Genomic DNA, 23,205 nt, shown 5'->3' with positions numbered 1-23,205 from the left:
TTCGAGGGGCTTTCTTCGTTGTGCGGATCAGCCGGTGAAGCCGGCCGTGATCTTGGTGAACTGCCAGTTGTCCTGGCTGATGCCGGAGCAGTTCTCGGCGACGCCGCCGCCCGCGCACGGGCGGTCGCGGTTGACCGACCAGAAGGCGAGGCGGGCGATGTGCTTGCTGTTCGCCCAGTCCTTGATCTGGGTCCAGATCGCGGGGGTCGTGGTCTCCTGCTGGTCGCTGAGGCCGTTCATCCCGGAGATGCCGAGGTGGGCGTAGGCGGTCGCGTCGTCCCAGCCGAAGACCGACTTGAGCTTGGTCTTCAGGCCCTCGGCGGCGTTCACGGTGTTGCCGTACATGTCGTTGCCGCCGCCGAAGTCGAACGGCATGATCGTGAAGACGTCGATGTCGGCGTTCAGGGCCTTGGCCTGCTCGATGAGGCGGTTGCCGTACGAGGTCGGGCCGGTGGTGGACGTACCGAAGGTGAGGATCGTCCTCAGGCCGGGGTTGTTGGCCTTGACGATCTTCAAGGCGTTCAGGACGCGGTCCTGCACGACCGTGTTCTCGAACTCGTCGGAGTTCTCGATGTCGACGTCGATCGCCTTGAGCTGGTAGGCGTCGATCACCTTCTGGTAGGCGCCCGCGAGGGCCTCGGGCGTCGAGCAGTTGGGGCCGAGCTTGTTGCCGCTCCAGCCGCCGATCGACGGGACGATGTCGCCGCCGGCCGCCCGGATGGCGTTGATCGCGGTCTGGTCCTGGCCGCCGGTGAGGGCGCGCGAGCCGTCCCAGGCCGGGTTGCAGCCGCCGGAGGAGAGGATGAACGCCATCGTGAACCACTTCACGCCGGTGGCGCTCATGACGGTGGCCGGGCTGGGCGGGTTGCCCCAGCCGGTGTAGAGGTAGGGCGCGGCCTGCTTGAAGCCGGTGGTGCCGCCGGAGCCCGCGCTCGTCGTCACGGAGACGGCGTTGGAGGCCGGTGAGCTGTTGCCCGCCGCGTCGCGCGCCTTGACGGTGAAGCTGTACGCGGTGGAGGGCGAGAGGCCGGAGACGGTGGCCGAAGTGCCGCTGACCGTCAGGAGTTTGTTGCTGCCGCCGCTGTAGATGTCGTAGCCGGTGACCCCGGTGTTGTCGCTCGCCGCGCCCCAGGACAGCGAGACGCTGGACGAGGTCTTGGCGGTGGAGGTCAGAGCGGTGGGCGCGGTCGGGGCCTGGGTGTCGGTGCTGCCGCCGGGGCCGTCGAGGCTGATGTCGTCGGCGTAGTAGGTGCCCTGGCCGTACCAGCCGTGGGTGTAGACCGTGGCGCTGGTCTGCGAGGCGCCGGTGGTGAACTTCACCGTCAACTGGGCGTACGCGGACGGGGACTGGGTCCAGGTGGAGCCGCCGCCGTCGACGCCGAGGTAGGCGTAGCCGCCGCGCACCCAGCCAGAGAGCGTGTACGTGGTGTTCGGCTGGACGGCGACGGTCTGGCTGCACTTGGCGTTGTCGCTCGCGCTCGCGGCGCCGGCCAGGGCCTTGGTACCGCCGTGGACGGGGCTGGAGACCACGGAGCCGAGGTTGCCGGTGCAGGACCAGGAGCCGAGCGAGCCGGTCTCGAAGCCCGCGTTGCCGAGGATGTTGGCCGCCTGGGCGGTGCCCGGCAGGGCGACCGCGCCGCCGACGGCGAGGGCGGCGGTGCCGAGGAGGGCGAGGATGCGAGATCTTCCGAAGCGTCGCGAGGGACGCCGTCTTCGGGTGAGGGACACACGAACTCCCGGTGTTCAGGGGGGTGTTGGGGAGGTGCGCGAAGCCGGTGGTGCCGTACTGCCTTGGTGCCGCACCCAAGTTGGTATGGACCAATGCCGTTGTCAAGACCACTCGCGCTGTTCGTGGCTCCGCCCGGGAACGTCGTGTCCCGGGCGGAGCATCCCCTGTCCCGGGTCAGTTCGCGGCGGCCGCCTTCCGTACGTGCAGCACGCTGCCGTCCAGCGGCAGCGGCTCCCGGCCGACCAGGGTCAGGCCCGCGTCCGCGAAGAGGCGGGCGTAGTGGTCGGCGCGGCGTTCACGGCCGCCGACGTTGCACATCATGTGGAGGTCCCAGGCGGTGGCCAGGGAGGCGGAGCCGTCGGCGGGCAGCACCCGTTCGACGACGAGCAGATCGGCGTGGCCGGGCATCGCGCGGGCGACGTGCCGCAGGATCTCCAGACACCGGTCGTCGTCCCAGTCGTGCAGGACGCGCGACAGGAGATAGACGTCGCCGCCGGTGGGGACGTCCGCGAAGTCCCCGCTCCGGTACGTGCAGCGCGCGCCGTGTCCCGCGGCCTCCAGGGCCTCCCGCGCGGCGTCGACGACGTGCGGGCGCTCCAGGAGGACCCCCCGCAGGCGCCGGTGCACGGCGAGGATCCGGCCGAGCAGCGCGCCGTTGCCGCCCGCGATGTCGACCACCGTCGCCGGGGTGTCCGCCCGGCCGGCGGCGAGCAGGACCGGGTGGGTGGGCAGCGGCCCGAACATGGCGGCCCCGGCGGCCATGGACCGGTCGAAGAGATCGGCGAGTTCCGGGTCGGCGGCGAAGTGGTCGAAGTGGTGGGCGCCGAAGAGGTGCTCGAAGCCGGGCTCCCCGGTGCGCACGGTGTGGGCGAGCGCGCCGAAGGAGCGGTAGAACGGGCCGCCGTACAGGAGGGCGAGGGGGCGCATCGACTCCGGTGCGTCGGTGCGCAGCAGGGCGCCGAGCGCGGTGAGCCGCCAGCCGTCGGTGATTCCCGGGTCCGCCGTCACCGCGCCCAGGGTCTCCAGATAGCGCAGGAGGGTGGCGAGGGTGCCCGGTCGGGCGCCGATACGTTCCGCCAGGTCGTCGACGCCGGTCCCCCGCCGGGTGTCCAGGGCGTCGGCGATCCGCAGTTCGGCGCAGGCGGCGAGGGCCTGGGTGGTCCAGGCGCCGGTGAGCAGGCGCAGCAGCGCCTCGGCGGGCTGCCGCTCCCGGTGTGCGGCGAGATGGGCGGTGAGGACGTCGCGGTGGTCGCCGGGGGCGTAGAGCTCCATGCGGCGGTATTCGGTCTTGGCGCCGTCGGGGGCGGCGAAGTAGAAGACCGTGCCGTTCTCGTGGGGGTTGTAGCCGCCGCCGTCGGGCACCGCGCCGTGCCGGGCAAGCGTGGCGCACAGGCCGCGCAGCACCAGGGGGTCGGGGCCGTCGACCTCGAAGGCGAGATGGGCCTCGTGCTGCCGCTCGCGCTCGTGGGCGACGAGGGGTTCGAGGCCGGAGCCCGGGGCGACGGTCAGGGCGAACACCTCGACGGTGCGGTGCGCTCCGTCGAGGCCGGTGACGGCGGGGCGCAGGATGCCGACGTCGAGGTCGGCCGGGTCGCGGCGGTGGCGTACGGCGAGGCGCTCACGGACGACGACGCTCGGCCGGGGCGGGCCGTCGGCGGTGAGGCCGCACTCGGTCAGCGTGGTGTGCAGTTCCTGCTCGTCGCAGGGGAAGAGCAGCAGGGCCGCGTGGGCGAAGCGGCAGCGGTCCGCCAGGGAGCGCAGCTCCGGGCCGTCGAGGCCGGGCAGCAGCAGCGGGAGCAGGGTGGCGGTGTCCTGCTCGCGGACGAAGTCGACCGTCGCGCGCAGACGGGACGTTTCGTCTGCCATCGTGGTGACCATCGGGTGTGGTGCCTCGATTCCAGTGATCGGTATCAAAAAGGAAAAGGTCGGAAAGGAAAACAAGAAGAAAGAAACGTTCAGGCAGCACGGACGGGGCCGACGGCACCGATCCCCACGTAGTGCTCGGCGAACCAGTCCTGCTGGGCGCGGGAGTCGCGCAGGGCCGAGATCCGGGACCGGCGCAGGGAGTCGCGGAACCGCGCCTCGCCGTCCGATCCGGTGCTGCCGTGCAGCAGCCCGATCATCCAGTGGGAGAACTCCTGGGCACGCCAGATGTGGTCCAGGCAGCGCGCCGAGTAGGTGTCGAGGCCCGCCGGGTCGCCGTGCGTGAGGTCGTCGAGCAGGGCCTCGGCGAGGAGTTCGGCCTCCAGGACGGCCAGATTGGCGCCCTTGGCGGCGGACGGGCTGATCAGGCTGGCGGCGTCACCGGCGAGGAACAGCGAGCCGTGGCGCAGGGGTTCGATGACGTCGGACTCCAGGTGGACGACGCCGCGGTGGCCGATCCGGCCCCGGTGCAGCGGTCCGTAGGCGTCGGCGCGCAGACGCAGGGCCAGTTCGTCCCAGATCCGGTCGTCGGGCCAGTCCTCGGCGCGGGTGTCGCGGGCGCACTGGAGGTAGTAGCGGGTGACGGTGGAGGTGCGGGCCATGTGGCCGGCGAAGCCGCGGCCGTGCACCCCGTAGCCGACGGCGTCGAGGCTGGGCGGGGCGTCGGCGAGCAGACCGAGCCAGCTCACGCCGTGGTCGAGGTGGTGGCGGACCGATGCCGCGGGGAGCGAGCGGCGGGCGGCGCCGTGCCGGCCGTCGCAGCCCGCCACGTACCGGGCCCGCCAGAGTCCGGGTCGCCCGTCGGCCGTGCGGACGGTGACCGTGGGACGGTCGGTGCCGGTGTCCCGGACGTCGAGCGCCTCGGTGGTGAAGCGGACGCGTCCTCCGGCGTCGAGGTAGTGCGCCAGCAGGTCGGTCACCAGGGCCTGTTGGGGGTAGACGGTGTGCCGCTCACCGCGGCCGAGGCGGCTGTAGTCGAGGCGGAAACGTCCGTCGTCGGAGCGGAACTCGCAGGTGCTGTGGTCGTGGCCGTGCCGGTCCAGGCCGTCGGCCAGGCCGTGGCGCCGGAGGATCCGTACGGTGTGGGCGGCGAGGAATCCGGCGCGGGCCCGGGTCTGGATGTGCTCCCGGCTGCCTCGCTCCAGGACGACGCAGTCGACGCCGCCGCGCTGGAGGAGGTTGCCGAGGAGGAGGCCGGCCGGTCCGGCTCCGAGGATGACAACGTCGGCCGTATCACCGGCTGTTGTCGTGGATTGGCGTTCTGTCACAGCGGGTGATCGTAAGTGGCCCCCGGTGCCGCTCCGTGCCGGATTCCCCCGGACGCACGGACCGTGGCGCATGCACGCAGGTCACAGGCCCGGCCGGGTGTCCCGGAAAACAACGGCCGGCGGGGAACGTGCCACGTGACGTGGACCGTTCCCCGCCGGCCGGGGTGGAGCGGATGTTCGGAGAGTTACTTCTTCTCCACCGCGTGACCGCCGAACTGGTTGCGCAGCGCGGCGATCATCTTCATCTGCGGCGAGTCGTCCTGGCGCGAGGCGAAGCGGGCGAAGAGGGACGCGGTGATCGCGGGCAGCGGCACCGAGTTGTCGATGGCGGCCTCGACGGTCCAGCGGCCCTCGCCGGAGTCCTGCGCGAAGCCGCGCAGCTGGTCCAGGTGCTCGTCGTCGTCGAGGGCGTTGACCGCGAGGTCGAGCAGCCAGGAACGGATGACCGTGCCCTCCTGCCAGGAGCGGAAGACCTCGCGCACGTCGGTGACCGAGTCCACGGCCTCCAGGAGCTCCCAGCCCTCGGCGTAGGCCTGCATCATGGCGTACTCGATGCCGTTGTGGACCATCTTGGAGAAGTGGCCGGCGCCGACCTTGCCGGCGTGGACCGAGCCGAACTCGCCCTCGGGCTTGAGGGCGTCGAAGATCGGCTGGACCTTGGCGACGTTCTCCTCGGAGCCGCCGTACATCAGCGCGTAGCCGTTCTCCAGGCCCCAGACGCCGCCGGAGACGCCGCAGTCGACGAAGCCGATGCCCTTCACGCCCAGCTCGGCGGCGTGCTTCTCGTCGTCCGTCCAGCGCGAGTTGCCGCCGTCGACGACGATGTCGCCCTCCGACAGGAGCTCCTTGAGCTCGTCGACGGTGGACTGGGTCGCGGCACCGGCCGGGACCATCACCCAGACCACGCGCGGGCCTTCGAGCTTCTCGACCAGCTCGGCGAGGGAGGCGACGTCGGAGACCTCGGCGTTGCGGTCGTAGCCGATGACGTCGTGGCCCGCGCGGCGGATGCGCTCGCGCATGTTGCCGCCCATCTTGCCGAGACCGATGAGACCAAGCTGCATGTCAGTTCACTTACTTTCGGAGTCTTGAGAACGAGAACGAGTCGGAGTGGTCAGGACGTGCGGCCGCGCAGCGCGCGGTAGGTGTCGACCAGGGCCTGGGTGGACGGGTCGAGGCCGGGGACCTCCGCGCCGTCGGTGAGGGCGGGCTCGACGCGCTTGGCGAGGACCTTGCCCAGTTCGACGCCCCACTGGTCGAAGGAGTCGATGTTCCACACGGCGCCCTGGACGAAGACCTTCTGCTCGTAGAGGGCGATGAGCTGGCCCAGGACCGAGGGGGTCAGTTCCTTCGCCAGGATCGTCGTGGTCGGGTGGTTGCCCTGGAACGTCTTGTGGGCGACCAGCTCCTCGGCGACACCCTCGGCGCGGACCTCGTCGGGCGTCTTGCCGAAGGCGAGCGCCTGGCCTTGCGCGAACAGGTTCGCCATCAGCAGGTCGTGCTGGCCCTTGAGGTCGCCGCTCAGCTCCTCGACCGGGTTCGCGAAACCGATGAGGTCCGCCGGGATCAGCTTCGTGCCCTGGTGGATCAGCTGGTAGTAGGCGTGCTGGCCGTTGGTGCCCGGGGTGCCCCAGACGACCGGGCCGGTCTGCCACTGAACGCGGCGGCCCTGGCGGTCCACGGACTTGCCGTTGGACTCCATGTCGAGCTGCTGGAGGTAGGCGGTGAACTTGGACAGGTAGTGCGAGTACGGCAGCACCGCGTGCGACTGGGCGCCGTGGAAGTTGCCGTACCAGATGCCCAGCAGGCCCAGCAGCAGCGGCGCGTTCGCCTCCGCCGACGCCGTGCGGAAGTGCTCGTCGACCAGGTGGAAGCCGTCGAGCAGCTCGCGGAAGCGGTCCGGGCCGATGGCGATCATCAGCGACAGGCCGATGGCCGAGTCGAAGGAGTAGCGGCCGCCGACCCAGTCCCAGAACTCGAACATGTTGGCCGTGTCGATGCCGAAGTCCGACACCTTCTCGGCGTTGGTCGACAGCGCCACGAAGTGCTTCGCCACCGCGTCCTGGTCGCCGCCGAGCCCGGCGAGCAGCCAGGTGCGGGCGGCGGTCGCGTTGGTGATCGTCTCGATCGTGGTGAACGTCTTCGAGGCGATGATGAACAGCGTCTCGGCCGGGTCGAGGTCGCGGACGGCCTCGTGCAGGTCGGCGCCGTCCACGTTCGACACGAAGCGGAACGTCAACTCCCGCGCGGTGTACGGGCGCAGCGCCTCGTACGCCATCGCGGGGCCGAGGTCGGAGCCGCCGATGCCGACGTTCACGACGTTCTTGATGCGCCGGCCGGTGTGGCCGGTCCACTCCCCCGAGCGGACCTTCTCCGCGAAGGCGGCCATCGAGCCGAGGACGGCGTGCACGCCGGGTACGACGTTCTCGCCGTCGACCTCGACCACGGCATCGGCCGGGGCGCGCAGGGCCGTGTGGAGCACGGCGCGGTCCTCGGTCGTGTTGATCTTCTCGCCGCGGAACATGGCGTCGCGCTGCCCGAACACGTCGGTGGCGGCGGCCAATTCCTGCAGCAGGGCGAGCGTCTCGTCCGTGATCAGGTGCTTGGAGTAATCGATGTGCAGGTCGCCGACCTGCACGGTGTAGCGCCGGGCACGCTCCGGGTCACCGGCGAACAGGTCACGCAGGTGCGTGCCGTTGAACTTCGCACGGTGGTCCTCAAGGGCGGTCCACTGCGGGCGGCGCGTCAACACAGGGGCGTTCTCAGGCATGTTGAACGGACTCCTTGGTGCCGGAGGCGCTTCCGTGGAGCGCTACGGCGTACATCTCGTCGGCGTCGAGGCGGCGCAGCTCCTCGGCGATCAGTTCGGCCGTGGAGCGGACCTTCAGGGCGAGGGTGCGCTGCGGCTGGCCGGGCAGGGACAGGGTGGCGAGCGGGCCGTCGGGGCGGTCGATGACGATCTCGCCGTTCGGGGTGCCGAGGCGGACCGCGGTGACGACCGGGCCGTCCGTGGTGACCCGCTCGACCTCGACGCCGAGCCGGGTGCCGAGCCAGCGCGCGAGCAGTTCGGCGCTGGGGTTCTCGGCCTCGGACTCGACGGCCGCGGAGACGATCTCGGCGCGGGCCTGGTCGAGGGCGGCGGCCAGCATGGAGCGCCACGGGGTGAGGCGGGTCCAGGCGAGGTCGGTGTCGCCGGGGGCGTACGACGCGGCGCGCAGGGCGAGGGCCGCGATCGGGTCCTCGACGGCGTACGCGTCGGTGATCCGGCGGGCGGCGAGCGCGCCCAGCGGGTCCTTGGCGGGCTCGTCAGGGGCGTCCACCGGCCACCACACGACGACCGGGGCGTCAGGGAGGAGCAGCGGCAGCACGACCGAGGCGGCGTGCTTGCTGACCTCGCCGTGGGTGCGCAGGACGACGGTCTCGCCGGTGCCCGCGTCGGAGCCGACCCGGACCTCGGCGTCGAGCCGGTTGCCCTGGCGGTCGCGCGGCGAGCGCGCGGTGCGCTTGATGACGACGAGGGTGCGCGAGGGGTGCTCGCGGGACGCCTCCTGGGCGGCCTTCGTCGCGTCGTACGCGTTCTCCTCGTCCGTGACGATGACCATCGTCAGGACCATGCCCACGGCGGGCGTCCCGATGGCCCGGCGCCCTTCGACGAGCGCCTTGTTGATCTTGCTTGCCGTGGTGTCGGTCAGGTCGATCCTCATGGCCTGCGCCAGCTCCGTCCGTCTCGTGCGAGCATCTCGTCCGCTTCCCCCGGGCCCCAGCTGCCGGAGGCGTACTGGGCCGGCTTGCCGTGGCTGTCCCAGTGCTCCTCGACCGGGTCGAGAATGCGCCAGGACTCCTCGACCTCCTCCGTGCGCGGGAAGAGGTTCGAGTCGCCCAGCAGGACGTCCAGGATCAGCCGCTCGTACGCCTCGGGGCTGGACTCCGTGAACGACTCGCCGTAAGCGAAGTCCATGGAGACGTCACGGATCTCCATCGAAGTACCCGGGACCTTCGAACCGAAGCGTACGGTCATGCCCTCATCGGGCTGGACCCGGATGACGATCGCGTTCTGGCCGAGTTCCTCGGTGGACGTGTGGTCGAACGGGGAGTGCGGGGCGCGCTGGAAGACGACCGCGATCTCGGTGACGCGGCGGCCGAGGCGCTTGCCGGTGCGCAGGTAGAACGGGACGCCCGCCCAGCGGCGGTTGTCGATCTCCAGCTTCACCGCGGCGTAGGTGTCGGTCTTCGACTGCGGGTCGATGCCGTCTTCCTGGAGGTAGCCGCGGACCTTCTCGCCGCCCTGCCAGCCCGCCGCGTACTGGGCGCGCACGGTGGAGCGCTCCAGGTCGGCGGGGAGCCGGACGGACTTGAGCACCTTCAGCTTCTCGTTGACGAGGGACTCGGCGTCGAACGCGGCCGGTTCCTCCATCGCGGTGAGGGCGAGGAGCTGGAGCAGGTGGTTCTGGATGACGTCGCGGGCGGCGCCGATGCCGTCGTAGTAGCCGGCGCGGCCGCCGATGCCGATGTCCTCGGCCATGGTGATCTGCACGTGGTCCACGTACGACCGGTTCCAGATGGGCTCGTACATCTGGTTGGCGAAGCGGAGCGCCAGGATGTTCTGGACGGTCTCCTTGCCGAGGTAGTGGTCGATGCGGAAGACCTGCTCGGGCGCGAACACGTCGTGCACGATGCGGTTGAGCTCGCGCGCCGACTCGCTGTCGTGGCCGAACGGCTTTTCGATGACGGCGCGCCGCCACGAGCCCTCGGGGGCGTCCGCGAGACCGTGCTTCTTGAGCTGCTGGACGACCTTCGGGAAGAACTTCGGCGGGACCGAGAGGTAGAAGGCGTAGTTGCCGCTCGTGCCGCGCTTCTCGTCGAGCTCGTCGACGGCCTCGCGCAGCTGCTTGAACGCGGTGTCGTCGTCGAAGTCGCCGGGGATGAAGCGCATGCCCTCGGCGAGCTGGGCCCAGACCTCCTCGCGGAAGGGGGTACGGGCGTGCTCGCGCACCGAGTCGTGGACGACCTGGGCGAAGTCCTGGTCCTCCCACTCGCGGCGGGCGAAGCCGAGGAGCGAGAAGCCGGGCGGCAGCAGACCGCGGTTGGCGAGGTCGTAGACCGCCGGCATCAGCTTCTTGCGGGACAGGTCACCGGTGACGCCGAAGATGACGAGCCCCGAGGGGCCCGCGACGCGCGGCAGGCGGCGGTCGCGGGGATCGCGGAGCGGGTTGGCCCACTCCTGCGACGGAAGGGAGGCGCCGCTCACTTGGCCTCGCCGCCCTTGAGGCGGTCGGCGACGGTGGCGAGCAGGTCGTTCCAGGCGATCTCGAACTTCTGCACGGCCTCGTCCTCGAGCTGCTGGACGACCTCGTCGTAGGAGATGCCGAGCTTCTCGACGGCGGCCAGCTCCTCGCGGGAGGTCTCGTAGGTGCCCGAGACGGCGTCGCCGTGGATGTCGCCGTGGTCGGCGGTGGCGTTCAGGGTGCCTTCCGGCATCGTGTTGACGGTGCCCGGGGCGGCCAGCTCGTCGACGTACAGGGTGTCCTTGTACGCCTTGTCCTTGACGCCGGTCGAGGCCCACAGCGGGCGCTGCTTGTTGGCGCCGGCGGCCGCCAGCTTGGTGGCGCGCTCGGCGGCGAAGACCTGCTCGTAGGCCTCGTAGGCGAGGCGGGCGTTGGCGAGGGCGGCCTTGCCGCGCACGGCCTTGGCCTCGTCGGTGCCGAGGGCGTCGAGCCGCTTGTCGATCTCGGCGTCGACGCGGGAGACGAAGAACGAGGCGACGGAGTGGATGACGGAGAGGTCGAGGCCGCGCTCGTGGGCCTTCTCCAGACCGGCCAGGTAGGCGTCCATGACGGCCTTGTAGCGGTCGAGGGAGAAGATCAGCGTGACGTTGACCGAGATGCCGAGGCCGATGACCTCGGTGATCGCCGGGAGGCCCGCGAGGGTCGCCGGGATCTTGATCATGACGTTGGGGCGGTCGACGAGCCAGGAGAGCTGCTTGGCCTCGGCGATCGTGGCCTCGGTGTTGTGGGCCAGACGCGGGTCGACCTCGATCGAGACGCGGCCGTCGCGGCCGTTCGTCGCGTCGTACACGGGGCGCAGGATGTCGGCGGCGGCGCGGACGTCGGCCGTGGTCATCATGCGGACGGCCTCGTCGACGGTGACCTTGCGGACGGCGAGGTCGGCGAGCTGGTCCTCGTAGCCCGTGCCGGAGCCGATGGCGGCCTGGAAGATCGACGGGTTGGTGGTGACGCCGACGACGTGGGACTTCTCGATCAGTTCGGCGAGGTTGCCGGACTCGATGCGGGTGCGGGACAGGTCGTCCAGCCAGATGGAAACGCCTTCGTCGGAGAGGGCCTTGAGGGGCGACGAGGTAGCGGCGTTGCTCATGGTGTGCTTCATCTTCCTTCGGTGTGACTCAGTGCGGTGAGGTTCGTGAGGGTCAGGCGCGGGCGGCGGCCAGCGACTCGCGCGCCTTGTCGGCGACGTTCTCGGCGGTGAAGCCGAACTCCGCGAAGAGGACGTTCGCGTCGGCGGAGGCGCCGAAGTGCTCCAGGGAGACGATGCGGCCGGCGTCTCCGACGTAGCGGTACCAGGTCAGGCCGATGCCGGCCTCGACCGCCACGCGGGCCTTCACCGACGGCGGCAGGACGGAAGCACGGTAATCGGCGTCCTGCTCCTCGAACCACTCGACGGACGGCATCGACACGACGCGGGTCGCGACGCCCTCGGACTCCAGCGTCTCGCGGGCGGCGACGGCCAGCTGCACCTCGGAGCCGGTGGCGATCAGGATGACGTCGGGGGTGCCGGTGGACGCCTCGGCGAGGACGTAACCGCCCTTGGCGGCGGCCTCGTTGGCCTCGTAGGTGGGCAGGCCCTGGCGGGACAGCGCCAGGCCGTGCGGGGCCGGCTTGACCGAGCCGCGGCGCAGGATCTCGCGCCAGGCGATGGCGGTCTCGTTGGCGTCGGCCGGGCGGACGATGTTCAGGCCCGGGATGGCGCGCAGCGAGGCCAGGTGCTCGACCGGCTGGTGCGTCGGGCCGTCCTCGCCGAGACCGATCGAGTCGTGGGTCCAGACGTACGTGACCGGGAGCTGCATCAGGGCGGACATGCGGACGGCGTTGCGCATGTAGTCGGAGAACACCAGGAAGGTGCCGCCGTAGATGCGGGTGTTGCCGTGCAGCGCGATGCCGTTCATCTCGGCGGCCATCGAGAACTCGCGGATGCCGAAGTGGACGGTGCGGCCGTAGGGGTCGGCCTCGGGCAGCGGGTTGCCGACGGGCAGGAACGACGAGGTCTTGTCGATCGTCGTGTTGTTCGAGCCCGCGAGGTCGGCGGAGCCGCCCCACAGCTCGGGGACGACCGGGCCGAGCGCCTGGAGGACCTTGCCGGACGCGGCGCGCGTGGCGATCTTGGTGCCGGTCTCGAAGGCGGGCAGGTGCTGCTCCCAGCCCTCGGGGAGGCGGCCGGCGAGGACGCGGTCCAGCGTCGCGGAGTTCTCCGGGTTGGCGTTGCGCCACTCGGCGAGCTTCTTGTCCCAGGCCGCGTGGGCCTCGGCGCCGCGGTCCAGGGCGAGACCGGCGTGGGCGGCGACGGCGTCCTCGACGGCGAAGTCCTGCTCGGGGTCGAAGCCGAGGACGCGCTTGGTGGCGGCGATCTCCTCGGCGCCGAGCGCGGAGCCGTGCGAGCCCTCGGTGTTCTGCTTGGTCGGGGCGGGCCAGGCGATGATCGTGCGCATCGCGATGAGGGACGGCCGGTCGGTCACGGCCTTGGCGGCGGCGAGCGCCTCGTGCAGGGCCTTGACGTCGACGTCGCCGTTCTCCTGCGGGGTGATCCGCTGGACGTGCCAGCCGTACGCCTCGTAGCGCGCGAGGACGTCCTCGGAGAAGGCGGTCGCGGTGTCGCCCTCGATGGAGATGTGGTTGTCGTCCCAGACGAAGACGAGGTTGCCGAGCTTCTGGTGGCCGGCCATCGAGGAGGCCTCGGCGGAGACGCCCTCCTCCAGGTCGCCGTCGGAGACGATGGCCCAGATCATGTGGTCGAACGGGCTCTCGCCCTGAGCGGCCTCGGGGTCGAACAGGCCGCGCTCGTAGCGGGCGGCCATCGCCATGCCCACCGCGTTGGCGACGCCCTGGCCCAGCGGGCCGGTGGTGGTCTCGACACCGGCGGTGTGGCCGTACTCGGGGTGGCCGGGCGTCTTGGAGCCCTGCGTGCGGAACGCCTTCAGGTCGTCCAGGCTCAGCTCGTAGCCGGACAGGAAGAGCTGGGTGTAGAGGGTGAGGCTGGTGTGGCCGGGCGACAGGACGAAGCGGTCGCGGCCGGTCCACTCCGGGTCGGCCGGGTCGTGGCGCATGGCCTTCTGGAACAGGGTGTACGCGGCGGGGGCGAGGCTCATCGCCGTGCCCGGGTGTCCGTTGCCGACCTTCTGCACGGCGTCCGCCGCCAGGAGGCGGGCGGTGTTGACGGCGCGCTGGTCGAGCTCGGTCCACTCGAAGGGGCGCTCAAAGGGGTCGAGGCCGTCGGGTGTCTGCGTGCTCATCTGTATGACTTCCTTCGCATCCGTTGTCCATCAAAGGCGCCGCGAGGCACCCGCCGCCAGAATCTAAAGCTCCTGGTCGGACCTGGTTCAAATTTAAAGGTCATACTTTTGAGGGGACAGGTGGCCCCGTGCCAGCGTTCGGTGAAAATGGGACAGCAGAAACGGCCGACACCGAGGAACACGCATGCCGGAGCAGGGCCCCGCACATCCGAGCGCACATCTGGGACCGACGGAGCACATCCGTACGTATCCCTTCGACCCCGCGGAGAGCCTGTCCGGGGTCGGCATGCGGGTCGGACCGATGGGGACCGGCACCCCCTGGGACGACGCCGCCCCGTCCCGGCGGGCGCACCGCATCGACTTCCACGTGCTGCTGTTCTTCCGCGCGGGCCCGGTCCACCACATGATCGACTTCACCGAGTACGAGGTCGGGGCGGGCGACATCCTGTGGATCCGGCCGGGGCAGGTGCACGGCTTCTCCGCGACGGAGGAGTACGTCGGCACCCGGCTGACGATGCAGCCGGGCTTCCTGCCGCGCGCGATCGTCGAGGCGACCGGCATGTACCGCTACGACCGGCCGCCGCTGCTCCACCCCGACGCGGCCCAGCGGGACGCGATCCGGGCGTCGCTGGAGCAGTTGCAGCGCGAGTACCTGGACACCTCGACCCTCCCGCTGAGCCTGCACACCAGCGTCCTGCGCCATGCCCTGACCGCCTTCATGCTGCGGGTGGCGCACGTGTCGGCGCAGGCCGCGGCGGACGCCCTCGAACCGCAGGCCGACACCACCTTCACCCGGTTCAGGGCGGCCGTGGAGAAGCAGTTCACGACGAACCACAGCGTCAGCGCGTACGCCGACGAACTCGGCTACTCGCGGCGCACCCTGGTCCGCGCGGTGCGCGCCGCGACCGGCCTGACCCCGAAGGCGTTCATCGACCGGCGCGTGGTCCTGGAGGCGAAGCGGCTGCTGGCGCACACCGATCTGCCGGTGGGCCGGATCGGGGCGGCGGTCGGCGTGCCGGACTCGGCGAACTTCTCGAAGTACTTCCAGCAGCACGCCGGGGTGACACCGGCCGGGTTCCGGGCGGAGCAGGTCTGAGCATCACGGGAGCGACCCCGGCGCGGCAGGTGCCTCTTGCGCCCCACGACCCGTCGGGGTTACTTTCGGAACAGTTCCGCAATCGATTGCGGAACTGTTTCAGAACCGAGTGAGAGACCCGAGCGACCGCTCGACGACCCAGGTGAGGCCCCATGCCCCGTGTCACCATCGCGGACATCGCCCGGGAGGCCGGTGTCAGCAAGCCCACCGTCTCCCGCGCGCTGAACGGGCACCCGGACGTCGGCGCCGAGACCCGCGAGCGGATCCAGCGGATCGCCGCCGATCTCGGGTACGCGCCGAGCGTCAGCGCGCGCTCCCTGCGCACCGGCCGGCACGACACGCTCGGGCTGCTCATGCCGCTGGAGCAGTGGTGGGGCTACTCCGACATCCAGTACGGCATCGCCGAGGAGAGCGCGCGGCGCGGGCTGCACCTGCTGGTCCACCCGCTGCGGCCGGGCGAGCAGGCGGAGCGGGAGTTCGTCACCCAGACCCTGCCGACGCTGCCGATGGACGGGCTGATCCTGCTGATGCCCGAGGGCACGCCCCGGCACATCGGCGCCATCGCCCACACGAGCATGCCGACGGTGGTCATCGACGACCGCGGCCACCGGCTCGACCTGCCCTACGTCGAGAGCACCAACCGCGCCGGTTTCCGCGAGGCGGTGCTGCACCTGGTGCGGCACGGGCGGCGCCGGATCGCCTTCGTGGGCGGCCAGATGAACGACGCGTTCGCCCAGGAGCGCTTCGAGGGCTACCTCGACGCCCTGCGCGAGGGCGGCATCGCCTACGACCCGGCCCTCACCCTGCTGCCCGGCGACCGCGAGCCGACCGCCGACGAGATCACCGAGCTGCTCGGCACCGACCCCGACGGTCTCGCCGCGGCCTGGGACGAGATCGCCTTCTCGGCGCTGAACGCCCTGCACACCAGCGGCCACCGGGTGCCCGAGGACGTCGCCGTCACCGGGTTCGACGACTCCCCCATCGCCCGCGTCATGCGGCCCCCGCTGACCACGGTCCGCCAGCCGTTCCGGCAGATGGGCGCGGCGGCGGTGCGGATGCTGCTCGACTCCATCGAGCACGGCCGGCCCCCGGCCCACTTCACCGTCCCCACCGAACTCGTGATCCGTGACTCCTGCGGCAGCCACGCCGGCTGATCGCCCCCGCACCACGAGCACCACCCATGACTCGAAGGAGAGTTGTGACCATGTCCGTCCCCGTCAGTGCCGATCCCGGCGCTGCCCCCGTACCGCCCGGGGACGACGCCAAGCAGCGCGTCCCCGGCACCTTCGTCCTCGTCCACTTCCTGGCGCTGCTCGGCGCCTGGATGGGCGTCCTGGTCCCCTCGCTGGTCTCCGTCGCGCTCAAGGTCGAGCGGATGGACGCGGCCGGCAAGGTCGGCACCCTGTCGCTGGCGCTCGGGGTGGGCGCGCTGGTCGCGCTCGTCGCCAACCCGCTGTTCGGCCTGCTCTCCGACCGCACCACGTCCCGGTTCGGCGCCCGCCGCCCCTGGATGGTCATCGGCACGGCCGGCGGCTTCGTCGGCATCGCGGTCATCGCGTACGCGAGCAGCACCTGGGAGATCGTCGTCGGCTGGTGCCTGGCGCAGTGCTTCTACAACGCGCTGGTGGCCGCCATCTACGGCGCCCTCGCCGACCAGGTGCCCGAGCGGCAGATGGGCTTCGCCTCGGCCGTGCTCGCCCTCGCCAACCCGCTCGCGACGCTCGGCGGCACCTTCCTGGTCGACGCCCTCAACGCCTCGACCATCGCGCTGATGCTGGTCCCCGCGATCGTCGGCGCCGCCCTGGTCGTGCCGTTCCTGCTCTACGGACGCGACCGCCGCGTCACCGAGGACCAGGTGCCGTCGCTCACGCTCCGGCAGCTCATCGCCTTCCTGTGGACCAACCCGGTGCGCTTCCCGGACTTCGGCTGGGCCTGGCTGAGCCGCTTCCTGATGTGGACCTCGTACGCCACCGTCACCACGTACATGGCGTACTACCTCTCCGACTACCTCGGCCAGAACGACGACGCCGTCACGCACTACGTGTTCATCGGCAGCCTCGTCGCCAACATCTTCATCCTGATCGCGACCGTGCCCGCGGGCCGGATCTCCGACCGGATCGGGCGCCGCAAGCCGATCGTGTTCGCGGCCGCCGTGCTGCTCGCCGCGTCGATGGGCGTGATGGCGCTGGCCACCTCGGTGACCGGGTTCCTGATCGCGCAGGCGATCGTCGGCGTCGGCATGGGCGTGTACTTCGCCGTCGACATCGCGCTGCCCGCCGATGTGCTGCCCGATCCGAACAACGCGGCCAAGGACCTCGGCGTCATGAACATCGCCGCCACCCTGCCGTACTCGCTGATCACCCTGATCGCACCGACGCTGCTCGCCCTCGGCGGCGGGGACAACTACCCCGCCCTGTTCGTCTTCGGTCTGCTCGCCGCGCTGCTCGCGATCCCCGCCGTGCTCCCCGTCAAGCGCCGCTGAGCAACCCCCCAGCTGTACAAGGAAGTTCCGCCATGAACCACCCCACCACCCCGTACCTGGACCCCGAACTCCCCGTCGAGCGGCGCGTCGAGGACCTGCTCTCCCGCATGACGCTGGAGGAGAAGGCCGGACAGCTCTTCCACACCGCCAACACCCTCGCGCCCGGTGGGCAGTTGCTCGCCGAGCCGGACGCCGCGAACGGTGTGCGCACCGCGCACGAGCTGGTCGTCGGCCGGCACATCACCCACTTCAACCTGCTCAACGGCACCGACCCGTACGAGATCGCGCTCTGGCACAACCGGCTCCAGGAGCTCGCCGCCGACACCCGGCTCGGCATCCCGGTCACCGTCTCCACCGATCCGCGCCACGGCATGTTCTCCAGCCCGGCCGCGGGCCAGGCCATCGAGCGCATGTCCCGCTGGCCCGAGCACACCGGCATCGGCGCGATCGGCGACGCACGGCTCGCCGAGGAGTACGGGGACGTGGTGCGGCGCGAGTACACCGCGCTCGGCATCCGGGTCGCCCTCGGGCCGATGGCCGACCTGTTCACCGATCCGCGCTGGTCGCGCGGGTACGGCACGTTCGGCGAGGACCCGGTCACCGTCGCGAACATGACGGCCGCGTTCATCCGCGGGCTGCGCGGCGGCGACGCGCTCGGCGCCGACTCGGTCGCGGCGATGGTCAAGCACTTCCCGGGCGGCGGACCGCAGTTGGGCGGCGAGGACGCGCACGACCCCGCGCACCGCGAGCAGGTCTACCCGGGCGGTCTGGCCCGGCTGCACGAGCTGCCGTTCGACGCGGCGTTCCGCGCCGGGGCCACGCAGGTGATGACGTACTACGGGATGCCGCTGGCCGTGCCGGGCTGGGAGGAGGTCGGCTTCGCCTTCAACAGGCCCGTGGTGACCGACCTGCTCCGGGGCCACTACGGGTTCGACGGCATCGTCTGCACCGACTGGAACGTCATCGAGTCGACCATGCTCGCGGGCGATGTCTTCGACGCGCACGCCTACGGACTGGAGAACCTCACCCCGGCGCAGCGGCTGGCCCGCGCCCTGGACGCGGGTGTCGACCAGTTCGGCGGCGACGACTGCACGGAGCTGGTGGTCGAGCTGGTGCGCGGCGGCGCGGTGTCCGAGGCGCGGATCGACGTGTCGGTGCGCCGGCTGCTGCGCGAGAAGTTCCGGCTCGGGCTGTTCGAGCGGCGCCGGGTCGACGCCGAGGCCGCTGCGGAGACGGTCGGTTCGGCGCCGCTGCGCGAGGCGGGGCGGCGGGCGCAGCGCCGCTCGCTGGTCCTGGTGAAGAACGCCGACGCGCTGCTGCCGCTGTCCGACGGCACGGGCCTGCGCGTGTACGCGGAGGGTCTCGACCCCGAGCAGGTCGCCGCGTACGGCACGCCGGTCGCGGACGTGGCGGACGCCGAGGTCGCCGTGGTGCGGCTGCGGGCCCCCTTCGAGGACCGGGGCACGGCGCTCAGCGAGTGGTTCCACGGCGGGTCGCTCGACTTCCCCGAGGCGGTCGTCGAGCACGTGGGCGCCCTCGCGGCGCGCGTACCCACGGTCGTGCTCGTCTACCTGGAGCGGCCGGCCGTGCTCACGGAGATCGCCGGGGCGGCGACCGCCGTCGTGGGTGACTTCGGGGCCGAGGACGACGCCCTGCTCGACCTGGTCTTCGGGCGCTGCGCACCCGAGGGACGGCTGCCGTTCGACCTGCCGTCGTCGATGAAGGCGGTCGGGGAGAGCCGCGAGGACGTGCCGTTCGACACCCGCTCGCCGCTGCACCGCTTCGGGCACCACCTGTCGTACTGACCCGCCCCCGCCTGTGGCCGCCACCGGATCCGGTGGCGGCCACAGGCATGCCGCCACGTCACCGTTTCACCCTGCGCAACAGGGGGTTGACCGTTTCCCCCTGCCCTCGTACGGTGCTCGCACCCCCGTAGGTATATCGATTAACCACTCCCGGTTGGAGACATACCGCTGTGCCCGCTGTGCGCTCAACGACGAGTCGGCGTGCTTTTCTCGCCGCCGGCGGCTCCCTCGCAGCCGCTTCCGCCCTGCCCGCCCTGTCCGGCTGCTCCTCGCTGGCCGCGGCCGACGAAGACCCCGACACCCTCGTGGTGCACAGCCAGCTCGGCACCACGGCGCCCGGCTCTCCCACGTATCTCGCGGCCCTGGACCGGTTCCGGAAGGAAACGGGCCTGAAGGTGCGCAACCTGGTCAACGGCGACGACCTCGCGCAGGTCTACGAGACCTCGCGGCTGGCCCGCAAGGAGCCGGACGTCGTCATGGTGAACCTGTACGACAAGACGCTGGCCTGGACGGACGTCGGCGCGACGGTCGACGTCAAGGGCTACCTGGACGACTGGGGGCTGCGCGAGCGGGTGCGGGACGTGGCGCTCGACGCCTGGACCGACGCCAAGGGCCGGCTGCGCGCCTTCCCGTACTTCGCCACGAACTGGCCGGTCGCCTTCAACCGGTCGCTGCTCGACCGGGCCGGTGTCGGCCGGATCCCCACCACGGGCGACGAACTGATCGGCGCCGCACGGAAGTTGCGCGGCAAGAACCTCTCCCCCGTGACCGTCGGCGGCAACGACTGGACCGGGCAGAAGCTGCTCGCACAGGTCATCCAGACGTTCCTGAGCCAGGACGAGGCGCGGCACGTCTACACGACGGGCGACTTCAGCGGGCGGAACGCACGCCGGGGCATCGAGTACTTCGTCGAGCTGCGCGACGCGGGCGTCTTCACCGACAAGGCGCAGGGCCTGACGTCCGACACGATGACGACGCAGTTCAACACCCAGTCCGCGGCGATGCAGTCGGCGATGTCGTCGGCGCTGGCGAAGGTCCCGGACGCGGTGGCCCGCCACACGGACGTGGGCGGCTGGCCGCTGGCGCCGGGCGCGGCGCACGACAAGCCGACGATCATCCGCACGTACACCCTCATCGGCTTCTGGATCAGCCCGAACGGCACGAAGAAGATCGACGCCGTCGAGAAGTTCCTGAAGTTCTTCTACCGCGAGGACACCGTCGCCCGCTTCATCAAGGAGGCGGGCCGGGACATGGCACTGCGCTCGGACGCGGTGAGCACGGGCTTCCCGCTGGTGGCGGCGGCGCAGCGGCTCGGCGGGGACGTCAGCGAGGTGCTGCTGCCGGACGTGTACGTGCCGCCCGCGGCGAGCCAGCCGCTGATCACGGCGACGAGCACGTCCTTCACGCGCGGCACGAGCGCGGCGAAGGTCCGCTCCGTCCTGGAAGCCGCGTACCGCGGCGTCTGACCGCCCGCCCCCTCATCTCTCCTCCTGTGTAAGGGAGTTGCTCATGGCGACTACGACGTCAACGGCGGCGGGCGGCACTGCGGTCCGCCGGCCGGTCCCGCCCTCCCCCGCGCCGGGCGCCCGTCCGCGCCGCCAGGGCGGCACGGGCCTCGCGGTGCCCGCGCTGATCTGGTACCTGGTGTTCATGGTCGGCCCGCTGATCGCCATCTTCGTGGTGGCGGCGCTGCACTGGCCGGGCATGCTGCAACCGGTGTCGTTCGCCGGGTTCGACAACGTGCGGACCGTCTTCGCGGACCCGGTGTTCTGGGACGCGGTGCAGAACACGGCCGTCCAACTGGCCGTCGCCGTCCCGGTGATGGTGGTCTGCGCGTACATGGTGGGCTACTACGTGGCGCAGCGGCCGCCCGGCCATCGCGTCATCCGGTACCTGCTCTTCATCCCCGGGCTGATCTCGACCCCGGCCAAGGCGATGGTCTTCTACGCGGCCCTCTCCCCCGACGGGCTGCTCAACGGCGGCCTGAAGGCGGTCGGCCTCGGCTCGCTGACCGACGCCTGGCTCGCCTCGCCGTCCACCGCGCTGGCCTGCCTGATCGCCCTCGACATCTGGGCGGGCATCGGCTTCACGGCCGTGCTGTTCGCGGCCCGGCTCGGCAGCGTGCCGGAGGAGCTGGGCGAGGCGGCGCAGCTGGACGGGGCCGGGCACTGGCGGGCCATGTGGCGCATCCACTTCCCGGTGATCCGGGACTACGTGGGCGTGGTCACGATGCTGCAGTTCCTGTGGACGCTGTTCGGTTCGGCGCAGCACGTGCTGCTGCTCACCCAGGGCGGTCCGGGCAGTTCGTCGACGACGCTGTCGTTCCTCGTCTACCAGAAGGCGTTCATCGCGGCGGACCTCGGCTACAGCCAGACCGTCGGCGTCATCCTCTTCCTCGTCGGCCTCGCCGGACTGCTCGCCATCCGGCGGGTCTTCCGCCAGAGCTACTGAACCGATCGGAGCCGTACGTCATGAAGTCCTCGGCCCGTCCGCAGGCCCGGTCGAAGTTCGGCCGCTCGTGGCTGCCCGCGCACATCCTGGTGTGGCTGTACGCGGTGCTTCTGGTCATCCCGCTCTACTACTTCATCGCCTCGGCGTTCAAGTCGAACGACGAGATCTTCGCGCATCCCTTCGCGCTGCCGACGTCGTTCTCGTTCCACAACTTCTCGACGGCGTTCACCAGCGCCGACCTGGGTCTCGCGGTGGTCAACTCCGCGCTGGTGACGGTGTTCTCGCTGGCGCTCACGCTGCTCCTCGCGATTCCGGCGGCGTTCGCGCTGGCCCGCTCCACGGGGCGGCTCGCGTCGGCGGTGGAGAAGGTGTTCTCGCTGGGGTTCCTGATCCCGACGTTCGCCGCGCTGTTCCCGACGTTCCTGCTGGCCGCCGCGACGGGGCTGTTCCACACCCGGATGTTCATGGTGCTGTTCCTGCCGGCGACGGCGATGCCGCTGTCCGTGGTGATCCTGGTGCAGTTCATGCGGACGATCCCGAAGGAGATGGAGGAGGCGGCCCGTCTCGACGGCGCGTCGACCTTCGCGGTGCTGCGGCACGTCTACACGCCGATGTGCCTGCCCGGCATCGCGACGGTGCTGCTGCTGAACTTCCTGACGTTCTGGAACGAGTACCTGTACTCGCTCGTCATCATCGGCCCCGACCCGGCGCAGCGCACCGTGCAGGTCGCGCTGCCCACCCTGAAGGCCATCACGGGCACGGACTACGGCGTGCTCACCGCGGGAACCGTCCTGACCCTGGTCCCGGTGTGGGTGGTCTATACGGTGCTGCAGAAGCGGATGCAGCAGGCACTGGTGAGTGGGGCGGTGAAGATGTGAGCGGGGCGAGGGCAGGTGCGCGGCCGACCATCAAGGCGGTGGCGGCGGCGGCCGGAGTGTCGACGGCGGCGGTGTCGCAGGCGTTCAACGACAAGGGGCGGCTCGCCGAGTCGACCCGGCAGCGGATCCTGGCGGCGGCGCTCGACCTGGGCTGGTCGCCGAGCGCGTCGGCGACGGCGCTGCGCAGCGCGCGGACCCGGACGCTGGCGCTCGTGGTGCGCAGGCCGACCGACGTGCTCGGCGCCGACCCGCACTTCAGTGAGCTGATCACCGGTATAGAGGGCGAGTTGGCGCCGCGCGGCTACGGCCTGCTGCTGCACCTGGTGGCGGACGTCGCCGAGGAGAGCGCGCTGTACGAGCGGCTCGCCGCCGAGAAGCGGGTGGACGGCGCGGTCCTCACGGACGCGCGGGCCGACGATCCGCGTCCGGCGCTGCTCGCCCGGCTCGGACTGCCCGCGGTCCTGCTCGGCGCGCCCACGCCCGGGGTGCCGGCGGTCGGGCTCGCCGACCAGGGCGCCGGTGTGCGGGAAGTCGCCGCGCATCTGAGGGAGTTGGGGCACCGCAGGATCGCGTACGTCGCGGGCCCCGCCGAACTCCAGCACACCCGGCTGCGGCTCGCCGCGTTCGAGGAGGCGCTGGGGTCCGCGCCCTCGGCCGTGCTGCACACCGACTTCAGCGAGGCGGCGGCCGTCGCCGCGACCCAGGACCTTCTCGCCCGCGCCGACCGGCCGACGGCCCTCGTCTACGCCAACGACTCCATGGCGGTGTGCGGTATCGGCACCGCCCAGCGCGCGGGCCTGCGCGTCCCCGAGGATCTGTCGGTCGTCGGCTACGACAACCTGCCGCTCGGCCGCTGGCTGCACCCACGGCTGACCACCGTCGACCAGCAGGTGCAGCGGGTCGGCGCCGCCGCCGCGCGGGCGCTGCTCGCCCGGTGCGGCGAGGACGTGCCCGACGCACCGCTCGACGGCCGGCCCGGACTTGTCGTCCGCGAGTCGACCGGACCCGCAACTCCCGCCTGAGAACCAGCACTTCACCAGCACTGCAACGGAGCT

The 23,205-nt window shown here is 71.2% G+C and carries 17 protein-coding genes; 8 read left to right on the top strand and 9 right to left on the bottom strand.

Features of this window, described 5'->3' with window-relative positions:
* Nucleotides 1-27: 27 nt before the first annotated feature.
* The 9 genes from ABZ930_RS09760 to tkt all read right to left on the bottom strand — a co-directional run bounded on the left by ABZ930_RS09760 (nt 28) and on the right by tkt (nt 13,438).
* Nucleotides 28-1,728 (bottom strand): carbohydrate binding domain-containing protein, encoded by a 1,701-nt coding sequence (locus ABZ930_RS09760; protein ID WP_361544311.1) that lies wholly within the window; start codon nt 1,726-1,728, stop codon nt 28-30.
* Nucleotides 1,729-1,903: 175 nt separating this feature from the next.
* Complete coding sequence (locus ABZ930_RS09755) at nt 1,904-3,595, bottom strand: methyltransferase (protein WP_361544308.1); 1,692 nt, start codon at nt 3,593-3,595, stop codon at nt 1,904-1,906.
* 89 nt (nt 3,596-3,684) lie between these two features.
* Nucleotides 3,685-4,920, bottom strand: a complete 1,236-nt coding sequence (locus ABZ930_RS09750) for a 4-hydroxybenzoate 3-monooxygenase (protein WP_361544305.1) — start codon at nt 4,918-4,920, stop codon at nt 3,685-3,687.
* A 185-nt stretch (nt 4,921-5,105) separates the two neighbouring features.
* Nucleotides 5,106-5,981 (bottom strand): phosphogluconate dehydrogenase (NAD(+)-dependent, decarboxylating), encoded by an 876-nt coding sequence (gnd, locus tag ABZ930_RS09745; RefSeq protein ID WP_361544302.1) that lies wholly within the window; start codon nt 5,979-5,981, stop codon nt 5,106-5,108.
* Between the two features lie 50 nt (nt 5,982-6,031).
* Nucleotides 6,032-7,687: a glucose-6-phosphate isomerase gene (pgi, locus tag ABZ930_RS09740; protein WP_361544299.1), complete on the bottom strand. Its 1,656-nt coding sequence runs from the start codon at nt 7,685-7,687 to the stop codon at nt 6,032-6,034.
* Complete coding sequence (gene opcA, locus ABZ930_RS09735; protein WP_361544296.1) at nt 7,680-8,621, bottom strand: glucose-6-phosphate dehydrogenase assembly protein OpcA; 942 nt, start codon at nt 8,619-8,621, stop codon at nt 7,680-7,682. The genes pgi and opcA overlap by 8 nt, the downstream gene beginning before the upstream one ends.
* Nucleotides 8,618-10,165 (bottom strand): glucose-6-phosphate dehydrogenase, encoded by a 1,548-nt coding sequence (zwf, locus tag ABZ930_RS09730; protein ID WP_361544293.1) that lies wholly within the window; start codon nt 10,163-10,165, stop codon nt 8,618-8,620. The genes opcA and zwf overlap by 4 nt, the downstream gene beginning before the upstream one ends.
* Nucleotides 10,162-11,289: a transaldolase gene (gene tal / locus ABZ930_RS09725; RefSeq protein ID WP_361544290.1), complete on the bottom strand. Its 1,128-nt coding sequence runs from the start codon at nt 11,287-11,289 to the stop codon at nt 10,162-10,164. The genes zwf and tal overlap by 4 nt, the downstream gene beginning before the upstream one ends.
* A 52-nt stretch (nt 11,290-11,341) precedes the next feature.
* A complete protein-coding gene (gene tkt / locus ABZ930_RS09720) occupies nt 11,342-13,438 on the bottom strand; it encodes a transketolase (protein ID WP_361544287.1) in 2,097 nt (698 codons plus the stop codon).
* A gap of 184 nt (nt 13,439-13,622) precedes the next feature.
* Here tkt and ABZ930_RS09715 point away from each other — a divergent pair, with 184 nt between their 5' ends.
* From ABZ930_RS09715 to ABZ930_RS09680, 8 genes are all read left to right on the top strand, one after another.
* Nucleotides 13,623-14,534 carry an AraC family transcriptional regulator gene (locus ABZ930_RS09715; RefSeq protein ID WP_361544284.1) on the top strand — a complete coding sequence of 304 codons (912 nt, stop codon included), beginning with the start codon at nt 13,623-13,625 and terminating at the stop codon, nt 14,532-14,534.
* A gap of 152 nt (nt 14,535-14,686) precedes the next feature.
* The gene (locus tag ABZ930_RS09710) at nt 14,687-15,688 is read left to right on the top strand and encodes a LacI family DNA-binding transcriptional regulator (protein ID WP_361544281.1); all 1,002 of its coding nucleotides are present in this window, start codon (nt 14,687-14,689) and stop codon (nt 15,686-15,688) included.
* Nucleotides 15,689-15,738: 50 nt separating this feature from the next.
* Nucleotides 15,739-17,016: an MFS transporter gene (locus ABZ930_RS09705; protein ID WP_361544278.1), complete on the top strand. Its 1,278-nt coding sequence runs from the start codon at nt 15,739-15,741 to the stop codon at nt 17,014-17,016.
* 32 nt (nt 17,017-17,048) lie between these two features.
* Complete coding sequence (locus tag ABZ930_RS09700) at nt 17,049-18,821, top strand: glycoside hydrolase family 3 N-terminal domain-containing protein (RefSeq protein ID WP_361544275.1); 1,773 nt, start codon at nt 17,049-17,051, stop codon at nt 18,819-18,821.
* 179 nt (nt 18,822-19,000) lie between these two features.
* Nucleotides 19,001-20,287, top strand: a complete 1,287-nt coding sequence (locus ABZ930_RS09695; protein ID WP_361544272.1) for an ABC transporter substrate-binding protein — start codon at nt 19,001-19,003, stop codon at nt 20,285-20,287.
* Nucleotides 20,288-20,330: 43 nt separating this feature from the next.
* On the top strand, nt 20,331-21,272 hold the full coding sequence (locus ABZ930_RS09690) for a sugar ABC transporter permease (protein ID WP_361544269.1): 942 nt from the start codon (nt 20,331-20,333) through the stop codon (nt 21,270-21,272).
* 20 nt (nt 21,273-21,292) lie between these two features.
* Nucleotides 21,293-22,150 (top strand): carbohydrate ABC transporter permease, encoded by an 858-nt coding sequence (locus ABZ930_RS09685; protein ID WP_361544266.1) that lies wholly within the window; start codon nt 21,293-21,295, stop codon nt 22,148-22,150.
* Entirely contained in the window at nt 22,147-23,172 is a 1,026-nt protein-coding gene (locus ABZ930_RS09680) for a LacI family DNA-binding transcriptional regulator (protein ID WP_361544263.1), read from the top strand. Before ABZ930_RS09685 ends, ABZ930_RS09680 begins: the two co-directional genes overlap by 4 nt.
* The last annotated feature ends 33 nt before the right edge of the window (nt 23,173-23,205 follow it).

This window comes from Streptomyces sp. NPDC046716 (assembly GCF_040645755.1).
Taxonomy (GTDB): Bacteria; Actinomycetota; Actinomycetes; order Streptomycetales; family Streptomycetaceae; genus Streptomyces.
Note: the sequence above shows the minus strand (reverse complement) of the source record. Positions and strands in the feature narration are given on the sequence as shown.